Source organism: Bradyrhizobium sp. HKCCYLRH3059, assembly GCF_051168035.1.
Classification (GTDB): Bacteria; Pseudomonadota; Alphaproteobacteria; order Rhizobiales; family Xanthobacteraceae; genus Bradyrhizobium.
In genome coordinates, this window is record NZ_JBNPUF010000001.1 from 575,626 (window position 1) to 585,138 (window position 9,513).

General features: G+C 66.5%; 11 protein-coding genes. 9 read left to right on the forward strand and 2 right to left on the reverse strand.

Features of this window, described 5'->3' with window-relative positions:
* Positions 1 to 101 precede the first annotated feature (101 nt).
* From sppA to ACQR13_RS02765, 9 genes are all read left to right on the forward strand, one after another.
* The gene (gene sppA, locus ACQR13_RS02725; protein WP_315750463.1) at positions 102 to 1,082 is read left to right on the forward strand and encodes a signal peptide peptidase SppA; all 981 of its coding nucleotides are present in this window, start codon (positions 102 to 104) and stop codon (positions 1,080 to 1,082) included.
* Between the two features lie 169 nt (positions 1,083 to 1,251).
* Entirely contained in the window at positions 1,252 to 1,569 is a 318-nt protein-coding gene (locus tag ACQR13_RS02730) for an integration host factor subunit beta (RefSeq protein WP_315716888.1), read from the forward strand.
* 77 nt (positions 1,570 to 1,646) lie between these two features.
* Positions 1,647 to 2,039 carry a lipopolysaccharide assembly protein LapA domain-containing protein gene (locus tag ACQR13_RS02735; protein ID WP_315750462.1) on the forward strand — a complete coding sequence of 131 codons (393 nt, stop codon included), beginning with the start codon at positions 1,647 to 1,649 and terminating at the stop codon, positions 2,037 to 2,039.
* Positions 2,040 to 2,116: 77 nt separating this feature from the next.
* Positions 2,117 to 2,776: a phosphoribosylanthranilate isomerase gene (locus ACQR13_RS02740; RefSeq protein ID WP_315750461.1), complete on the forward strand. Its 660-nt coding sequence runs from the start codon at positions 2,117 to 2,119 to the stop codon at positions 2,774 to 2,776.
* Positions 2,773 to 3,996 (forward strand): tryptophan synthase subunit beta, encoded by a 1,224-nt coding sequence (gene trpB, locus ACQR13_RS02745; RefSeq protein ID WP_315716891.1) that lies wholly within the window; start codon positions 2,773 to 2,775, stop codon positions 3,994 to 3,996. The genes ACQR13_RS02740 and trpB overlap by 4 nt, the downstream gene beginning before the upstream one ends.
* Complete coding sequence (trpA, locus tag ACQR13_RS02750; protein WP_315716892.1) at positions 3,993 to 4,829, forward strand: tryptophan synthase subunit alpha; 837 nt, start codon at positions 3,993 to 3,995, stop codon at positions 4,827 to 4,829. The genes trpB and trpA overlap by 4 nt, the downstream gene beginning before the upstream one ends.
* A gap of 94 nt (positions 4,830 to 4,923) precedes the next feature.
* Positions 4,924 to 5,862, forward strand: a complete 939-nt coding sequence (gene accD / locus ACQR13_RS02755) for an acetyl-CoA carboxylase, carboxyltransferase subunit beta (protein ID WP_315716893.1) — start codon at positions 4,924 to 4,926, stop codon at positions 5,860 to 5,862.
* Positions 5,859 to 7,202, forward strand: a complete 1,344-nt coding sequence (locus ACQR13_RS02760) for a bifunctional folylpolyglutamate synthase/dihydrofolate synthase (RefSeq protein WP_315750460.1) — start codon at positions 5,859 to 5,861, stop codon at positions 7,200 to 7,202. Before accD ends, ACQR13_RS02760 begins: the two co-directional genes overlap by 4 nt.
* Before the next feature lie 12 nt (positions 7,203 to 7,214).
* Positions 7,215 to 7,955, forward strand: a complete 741-nt coding sequence (locus tag ACQR13_RS02765) for a metallophosphoesterase family protein (protein ID WP_316173511.1) — start codon at positions 7,215 to 7,217, stop codon at positions 7,953 to 7,955.
* Between the two features lie 2 nt (positions 7,956 to 7,957).
* Here ACQR13_RS02765 and ACQR13_RS02770 read toward each other — a convergent pair whose 3' ends face one another.
* Positions 7,958 to 8,968: an ATP-dependent DNA ligase gene (locus ACQR13_RS02770; RefSeq protein WP_434862689.1), complete on the reverse strand. Its 1,011-nt coding sequence runs from the start codon at positions 8,966 to 8,968 to the stop codon at positions 7,958 to 7,960.
* A 142-nt stretch (positions 8,969 to 9,110) separates the two neighbouring features.
* Entirely contained in the window at positions 9,111 to 9,431 is a 321-nt protein-coding gene (gene trxA, locus ACQR13_RS02775; protein WP_015663255.1) for a thioredoxin, read from the reverse strand.
* Positions 9,432 to 9,513: the final 82 nt, after the last annotated feature.

Consider the following 9,513-nt stretch of genomic DNA (forward strand, 5'->3'; position numbering starts at 1 on the left):
CAAGCCTTCCTTTCTTCAAATTGCGCCGCGATTGATGTAATCGGATAACGAGATATTCAGGCTGCGGATGCAAAACGCGCCGAGACTTCCAGGAGCTGCCCATGTCGCTTGATTCGGATGTGATCGTCGATCGCCGCAGGCTGCGCCGCAAGCTGACGTTCTGGCGCGTCGTCGCGGTGCTGATCGCGATTGCGGCTCTGTCCGCCATCGGTCTCGCCATGTCGCCGCGCGGCCGCACCGTGCTCTCGACCTCCGGCTCGATCGCTCGCGTCAATATCGAGGGCCTGATCCGCAGCGACCATGAGCGCGTCGAGGCGCTGGAGCGGCTCGAAAACTCCTCGGCCGAAGCCGTCATCGTTCACATCAATTCGCCGGGCGGCACCACCGCCGGCTCCGAGCAGCTCTACGATTCGCTGGTCCGGCTGAAGGCGAAGAAGCCGCTGGTCGTCGTCGTGGAAGGCCTCGCGGCGTCCGGCGGCTACATCGGCGCGATCGCTGCCGACCACATCGTCGCGCAGCAGAGCTCGCTGGTCGGCTCGATCGGCGTGCTGTTTCAATATCCCAATGTCGGCGAGCTGTTGAAGACGGTCGGCGTGAAGATCGAGGAGGTCAAATCCTCGCCGCTGAAGGCCGCCCCCAACGGCTACGAGCCGACCAGCCCGGAAGCGCGTGCGGCGCTCGACGCCCTGGTCAAGGATTCCTATGCCTGGTTCCGCGGACTGGTGAAGGACCGCCGCGCCATGAACGATGAGCAGTTGGAGAAGGTGGCCGATGGCCGCGTCTTCACCGGCAGGCAGGCAATCGACCTGAAGCTGATCGACGAGCTCGGCGACGAGAAGACCGCGGTCGCTTGGCTCGTCGCCAACAAGAACGTCAAGAAGGACCTTCCGGTGCGCGACTACAAGCTCACGCCGCGGTTCGGCGATCTCACCTTCCTGCGAACGGCCACCTCGATCGCGCTCGACGCCGTCGGCCTCTCCGGAATCGCCCGCCAGATCGAGCGCACCGGCGTGGTCCAGGCGGTGGACCGGATCGGTCTCGACGGCATGCTCGCGCTCTGGACGCCCGCGCCGGGCAATTGAACCCGCAAAGACCATTCCCAGGGCAATCTTCCCGCTTCGCGTGTGCCGTGGCGAGACCCCGTACCGGGCCCCGCACCCCGATTCACGGCCGCGATGAATGATTTAGCGTCTTGACAGTCCAGCATATTTTCACGGAAATGGGACTTGTCTCCCCGGGTACATTTTCTCGATGATCAAATCCGAGCTTGTTCAGCGTATCGCCGAGCACAACCCGCATCTCTACCAGCGGGATGTCGAGAACATCGTCAATGCGATCCTCGATGAGATCGTCGCGGCGCTCGCCCGCGGTGACCGCGTCGAGTTGCGCGGCTTCGGCGCCTTCTCGGTCAAGCATCGGCCGGCCCGCGCCGGGCGCAACCCACGGACCGGAGCTCATGTCCCGGTGGACCAGAAAAGCGTCCCGTTCTTCAAAACGGGCAAGGAAATGCGCGAGCGGCTGAACCGGGACAATCCCGCCGGCGCCGCGGCTGACGACGCCGACGATTGAAGCATCTCGCGCCGGCCGTGCCAATCGTCTGCGGCTGATTTCGAGGCGAATCCGGCCTGACCGACACGAGCGAGCGCATGCGAAAATTCTTCACTGTCGTGGTCGTCCTTCCGCTGCTGGTGCTGTTCGTCATCTTCGCGGTCGCCAATCGGCATTTCGTTACCGTGTCGTTTGATCCCTTCAACGCGACTGATCCGGCGCTCTCGGCGTCGGTCCCGCTGTTCGCCTTGATCATCGCCGTCGCGATCCTGGGCGTGATCGCGGGTGGCTGTGCCACCTGGATCGGCCAGCGCCGCTGGCGGCGGGCCGCGCGCCGCCATCAGGCCGATGCCGAAGCGGCCCGCGCGCAGGTGGCGCAGTTGAGCGCCGCGGCGCGTGCAAAACAGGGCTCTGCGCAATCTCTGGTTCCGGCTGCGCCGGCGCGGCTTTTCGCCCCTTATGGGCGAGACAAGCAGGGCGCCGCGTTGTAGAAGGCGCGAAAGCTCGGCGGCCCTGGAAGCCGCCGGCTTCTGGTGATCCTTTCCGCCCGGACGTGCGTTGTTCATTGATGTCCCTGCTCGTCAAAATCTGCGGCCTGACCACGCCCGACACCCTCGCTGCGGCGCTCGACGCGGGCGCCGACATGGTGGGCTTCGTGTTCTTTCCGCCGTCCCCACGCCATGTCGGCCTGACGGCCGCGCGTGAGCTGGGTCGTGACGTCAGGGGGCGCGCGCTCAAGGTGGCGCTGACCGTCGATGCCGACGACGCGATGATCGAAAACATCGTCGAGACGCTGCGGCCTGATCTCCTGCAGCTGCATGGCCGCGAAAGCATCGCGCGCGTCCGCGACCTCAAGCAGCGCTTCGGCCTACCCATCATGAAGGCCATTCCGGTCGCGACCGACGCCGATCTCGCGCCGTTGGCGAGCTATGCCGACGTGTGCGACCGCATCCTGTTCGATGCGCGGGCGCCCAAGGAGGCGACCCGCCCCGGCGGCCTCGGTGCCACCTTCGATTGGCGTCTGCTACAGGGCGTGAAGCTCGATCGCCCGTTCATGGTCTCCGGCGGTCTGAGCGCCGACAACGTCGCGGAGGCCGTGCGGATCACCCGCGCGGGCGGCGTCGACGTGTCATCTGGCGTCGAACGGGCGCCGGGTGTGAAGGATTGCGACATGATCCGGGATTTCATTCGCGCGGCGCGGGCCGCTGAAGAGTTGAGCGTTCAATGACGACAGCCATTCCCAATTCCTACCGCAGCGGTCCGGACGACCGCGGTCACTTCGGCATCTTCGGCGGCCGCTTCGTCGCCGAAACCCTGATGCCGCTGATCCTCGATCTGGAAAAGGCCTATGCGGAGGCCAAGGCCGATCCCGCGTTTCATGCCGAGATGAACGGCTATCTGAAGAACTACGTGGGCCGGCCCTCGCCGCTGTACTACGCAGAGCGCCTGACCGAGCATCTCGGCGGCGCCAAGATCTACTTCAAGCGCGAGGAGCTCAATCACACCGGCTCGCACAAGGTCAACAACGTGCTCGGCCAGATCATGGTCGCGCGCCGCATGGGCAAGAAGCGCATCATCGCCGAGACCGGCGCCGGCCAGCACGGCGTGGCGACCGCGACGCTGTGCGCGCGTTTCGGGCTCGATTGCGTCGTCTACATGGGCGCGGTCGACGTCGAGCGGCAGCAGCCCAACGTGATCCGCATGGAGATGCTCGGCGCCAAGGTGGTGCCGGTGCAGTCCGGCGCCAAGACCCTGAAGGATGCGATGAACGAGGCGCTGCGTGACTGGGTCACCAACGTCCACAACACGTTCTACTGCATCGGCACGGTCGCCGGTCCGCACCCCTATCCGATGATGGTGCGCGACTTCCAGTCGGTGATCGGCAACGAGACCCGCACGCAGATGCAGGAGGCCGAGGGCCGGCTGCCGGACTCGCTGATCGCGTGCATCGGCGGCGGCTCCAATGCGATGGGCCTGTTCCATCCGTTCCTCGATGATCCCTCGGTCGAGATCTATGGCGTGGAAGCGGCGGGCCATGGCCTGACGCATCTGCACGCCGCCTCGATCGCCGGCGGCCGCCCCGGCGTGCTGCACGGCAACCGCACCTATCTGCTCATGGACGAGGACGGGCAGATCGAGGAGGCGCATTCGATCTCGGCCGGTCTCGATTATCCCGGCATCGGGCCGGAGCATTCCTGGCTGCACGAGGTCGGTCGCGTGAACTATTTGTCGGCGACCGATGAGGAAGCGCTGGCGGCGTTCCAGCTGCTGTCGCGGCTCGAGGGCATCATTCCGGCGCTGGAGCCCGCGCACGCGATCGCCAAGGTGATGGAGCTCGCGCCGAAGAAGTCGAAGGACCATCTGATGGTGGTCAACATGTCCGGCCGCGGCGACAAGGACGTGCCGCAGGTGGGCGACATCTTGCGAGGAAGGGCCAAGGCATCGTGACCAGCCGGATGGATGCGCGCTTCGCGCAATTGAAGCAAGAAGGCCGCTCGGCGTTCGTCACCTTCGTGATGTCAGGCGACCCTGATCCTGAAACCTCGCTCGCGATCGTCAAGTCGCTGCCGCAGGCTGGCGCTGACATCATCGAGATCGGCATGCCGTTCACCGATCCGATGGCCGATGGTCCGTCGATCCAGGCGGCGGGTCTGCGCGCGCTCAAGGCCGGCATGACCTTGAGGAAGACGCTGCAGCTCGTGCGCAGCTTCCGCGAGGGCGACGCGGCGACGCCGATCGTGCTGATGGGCTACTACAACCCGATCTACATCTACGGCGTCGACAAGTTCCTCGATGATGCGAAGAGCGCCGGCGTCGATGGCCTGATCATCGTCGACCTGCCACCGGAGGAAGACAGCGAGCTGTGCATTCCCGCGCTGAAGGCGGGGCTGAATTTCATCCGGCTGGCGACGCCGACGACCGATGACAAGCGGCTGCCGGCGGTGCTCGCGAACACCTCGGGCTTCGTCTACTACGTCTCTATCACCGGCATCACCGGCGCGGCGGCGGCGGATTCGTCCGCCGTCGGTGCCGCCGTGGCCCGGATCAAGCGGCATACGGCGCTGCCTGTCTGCGTCGGCTTCGGCATCCGGACACCGGAGACCGCCCGCGCCATCGCCGCCAATGCCGACGGCGCTGTGGTCGGCACCGCCCTGGTTGACGCGCTCCGCGCCAGCCTGGACGCCGAGGGCCGCGCGACCGCCAAGACCGTGAGCGCCGTCGCCGATCTGGCCGCTGCGCTGGCAAGGGGCGTGCACGGGGCGCAACAGGCCGCGGAATAGGCCGTCAACCACTATTCGACCGGGCGTCGCGGCCGTCTTGCCGTGACCCCGCCGTCCCGCCATATATCCGGGCGACCGCAACACGGAGCGACACATGAACTGGCTTACCAACGTGGTCCGGCCGAAGATCCGCAACATCCTGCGCCGTGAGACGCCGGAGAACCTCTGGATCAAGTGTCCGGATTCCGGACAGCTCGTGTTCTACAAGGACGTCGAGGCCAACCAGTTCGTCATTCCGGGCTCCAATTACCACATGCGCATGGGCGCCGTGGCGCGGCTGAAGTCGATGTTCGACAACGAGACCTGGTTCGACGTCGCGCTGCCCGAGGTCACACCCGACCCGCTGAAATTCCGTGACGAGCGCCGCTATGCCGACCGCATCAAGGATGCGCGGGCGCGGACCGGCATGAACGATGCGGTGAAGGTCGGCTTCGGCAAGCTGGAAGGCATGGGCGTCGTCATCGCCGTGCAGGATTTCGATTTCATGGGCGGTTCGCTCGGCATGGCCGCGGGTGAAGCCATCGTGCGCGGGCTCGAACTCGCGGTCGAGAAGAAGTCGCCGTTCATCGTATTCGCGGCCTCCGGTGGCGCGCGCATGCAGGAAGGCATCCTGTCCCTGATGCAGATGCCGCGCACGACCGTGGCCGTGCAGATGCTGCGAGAGGCCAAGCTGCCCTACATCGTCGTGCAGACCAATCCGACCACCGGCGGCGTCACCGCGTCCTACGCGATGCTCGGCGACGTCCACATTGCCGAGCCCGGCGCGCTGATCGGGTTCGCCGGCGCCCGGGTGATCGAGCAGACCATTCGCGAGAAGCTGCCCGAAGGTTTCCAGCGCGCTGAATACCTGCTCGACCACGGCATGGTCGACATGGTCGTGCACCGTCATGACCTGCGCCCGACGCTGGCGCGGCTGTGCCGATTGCTGACCAAGGCGCCGGCCGTTGAACACGCCAAGCCCGCGCCGCAGCTGCCGCCGCCGGCCAAGCCCGCCGAAACCGCGGAAGCGCCGGCGGTCGCAACGAGCGCGTGAACGATTCTGCCGCCCAGCCAAGACCGTCGCTCGACGAGCTGATCACGCGGCTTTCTGTGTTGCATTCGAGCCGGATCTCGCTCGGGCTGGAGCGCATGCACCGGCTGCTGGCGCAGCTCGGTCATCCCGAGCGCAAGCTGCCGCCGGTCATCCATGTCGCGGGCACCAACGGCAAGGGCTCCACGGTCGCATATTTGCGCGCGATGCTCGAGGCCGCGGGGCTGCGCGTCCACGTCTTCACCTCGCCCTGGCTGGTGCGCATCAACGAGAGCTATCGGCTCGGCCAGGTCGGCGGTGGTGTCCTGGTCGAGGACGATGAGCTGATCTCCGCGCTCTTGGAGTGCGAGCGGGTCAACGCCGGCGCGCCGATCACCTTCTTCGAGGTCAAGACCGTCGCGGCCTTCGTGCTGTTCGCAAGGCATCCAGCCGATGCGGTGCTGCTCGAAGTCGGTCTCGGCGGCCGGCTCGATTCCACCAATGTTGTCGAGCAGGTCGCGGCCTCCGTGCTGACGCCGATCAGCATGGACCACATGGAGTTCCTCGGCGACACCCGCGCGCTGATCGCGGCCGAGAAGGCCGCCATCATCAAGCGTGGCTGCCCGGTGATCTCGGCGGCGCAGGAGCCCGATGCCATGGCCGTGATCGAGCGCGAGGCCAGGCGCCAGCGCGCGCCGCTGTTTGCGGCCGGTGAGAGCTGGCACGTCAATGTCGAGCGCAACCGGCTGGTCTATCAGGACGATCGCGGTCTCCTCGATCTTCCGGCACCCAAACTGTTCGGCCGGCATCAGTTCGACAATGCGGGCCTGGCGATCGCGACCTTGCGGGCGGTCGATCATTTCAAGCTCACCACCAAGGCGTTCGAGGACGGCATCGTCGGCGCCGAATGGCCGGCGCGCATGCAGCGGCTGTCGAACGGCGCGCTCACCGCGATCGCGCCGCAAGGCGCGGAGATCTGGCTCGACGGCGGCCACAACGCCGAGGGCGGTCGCGTCGTCGCGGCCGCGATCGGCGACCTCGAGGAGCGCGTGTCGCGGCAGCTCGTCGTCATCGTCGGCATGATGGGCAACAAGGATGCCGCGGGCTTCCTGGCCAACTTCGCCGGCCTGACGCGCCACATCATCGTCGTGCCGATTCCGAACGAGAGCAAGGCGATGGCACCGGCTGATCTGGCCGCCGCCGCGCGCACGCTCGGCATGCGCGTCGAGATCGCCGATGGCGTCGCGTCGGCGCTCGCCGGCATCGCGCGGCTTGCCTATGAGGTCCCGCCGCGTATCCTGATCACGGGGTCGCTCTATCTCGCGGGCCACGTGCTCGACCTCAACGGCACGCCGCCGACCTGAGGGGAATAGCGCATGCGCTTTGCCGCGATCGCAGACGTCCACGGCAACCACCTCGCGCTCGAAGCCGTGCTGGCCGACATCCGCGCGCAAGGCGTCGATGACATTGTCAATCTCGGCGATATGGCGAGCGGCCCGCTCGATGCGCGCAAGACGATGGACTTGCTGATGCCGCTCGATGCCGTCCATGTGCGCGGCAATCACGACCGCTGGCTGATCGATCGGCCGCCGGAGAGGATGGGCGCCTGGGAGCGGCCGGCCTACGCGCAGCTCGTAGCCAAGCATCTCGACTGGCTCGGCACGATCCCGCCGACGGCCATCTATCGCGACGAGGTCTTCCTTTGTCACGCCACGCCTGAGGACGATAACGTCTACTGGCTCGAGAGCGTCGCGCCGGATGGCGCGGTCACATGCGCTCCGCTCGATGCAATCGAGACAACGGCCGAGGGCATCCCGCAGTCACTGATCCTCTGTGGCCATACCCACACCGCGCGCGCCGTGCGGCTTCGCGACGGGCGGCTGATCGTCAATCCCGGTAGCGTGGGCAGCCCTGGCTATTCCTACAACTTACCGCATCCGCATGTGATGGAAGCCGGCACGCCCGACGCCCGCTATGCGATCCTTGAACTTAAGCCCGCAGGCTGGAGCGTGACGTTCCGCCACGTGCCCTATGATCATCAGCCGATGGCCGCGCTGGCCCGCGCCAATGGTGATGTCGAATTCGCCTCGGTTCTCGCGACCGGCTGGATCCGCTGACCTCACGCGAGCAGCTTCAAGGGATCGGCGACCTTCTGCTCGAGCTGCTCGAAGGTGCATTGCTTCGGCGATTTGTCCGGGCGCCAGCGCAGGATCGAGGTGCCGTGGCGAAAGCGCTCGCCGGAGAAATGGTCGTAGCAGACCTCGATCACCAGCTTCGGCTTCAGCGGACACCATTCCGCCGAGCGCTCGGTCGACCAGCGGCTCGGCCCGCCCGGCGCATTGCCGGTGAAGCCGGGCGGCGAGATGAGCGGCTCGAGCTTGTCGGTCAGTGCGGGCTTCTCGTCCTTCTTGAGCGCGGAGGTGAAGCCGACGTGATGCAGCAGACCGTCATCGTCGTAGAGCCCGAGCAGCAGCGAGCCGACCAGCCTGCGTCCGTTCGCGCCCCTGTTGGTGGCGTAGCGGAAGCCGCCGATGACGCAATCGGCTGAGCGATAGCGCTTGATCTTCTGCATGCCGTCGCGGTTGCCGGCCTGGTAGGGCAGGTCGGTCCGCTTGGCGATCACCCCGTCCGAGCCGCTGCCGGAATGCGCCAGCCAGTCTTGCGCGGTCGCGAAGCGCGTCGTCGCCGGCGACAGCCGGAACGTCGGATGATCCGCGAAGTTCGCTTTCGCGAATGCTTCCAGCGCCGGCCGCCGCTCGTGCAGCGTGTGCGTCACTAGCTCCTTCTTGCCACTCGCCAGCAGATCGAAGGCCAGGAACAGCGCCGGCGTCTCCACCGATAGCCTCTTCACCCGGCTGGCGGCGGGATGAATCCGCTGCAGCAATGCATCGAACGAGAACGACTTCGCCTGCGGCACCACCAGCTCGCCGTCGAGGATGAAGCTCGTCGCCTCGAGCTCGCGCGCCGCGGCGACGACCTCGGGGAAGTAGCGCGCGAGGTCCTCGCCGGCCTTCGACTGCATCGTCACCGTTGCGCCGTCGCGCGACAGCAGGCAGCGGAAGCCGTCCCATTTCGGCTCGTATTGCCAGTCCTCGCCGCGCGGGATCGCATCCACCGAGCGCGCCTCCATGGCCAGCAGGCCGGATTTGCGGGAGGGCGAGCGATGGGCGCGGGCGGGCATGGCGACATCCGAAAACGCTGGATCACACCCCTCAACGCAAACGGCCGGCGATTCCGCCGGCCGTTCGACAAAAATCATTGTTCCGCAAGCGTCACACCGCCGACGAGATCCACTGCTGCAGCTTCGCCTTCGGCGCGGCGCCGACCTGGCGCGAGGCCATCTCGCCGCCCTTGAACACCATCAGGGTGGGGATCGACATCACGCCGTACTTCGAGGCCGTCTTCGGGCTCTCGTCGACGTTCAGCTTGACGATCTTGACCTTGTCGCCCATCGCGCTCGAGATCTCGTCGAGGGCCGGCGCAATCATGCGGCACGGGCCGCACCACTCGGCCCAGAAGTCGACCACGACCGGGCCGTCGGCCTTGAGCACTTCGCTTTCGAAATCGGCGTCGGAAACCTTGCCAACGGCCATGGAATTACCTCGTTCGGTTGGAGGGAGCGGCGCGGACGCGCCGCTTCTGCGTGGGCGTCAAAGTAGGAATGGCGTGATGCCG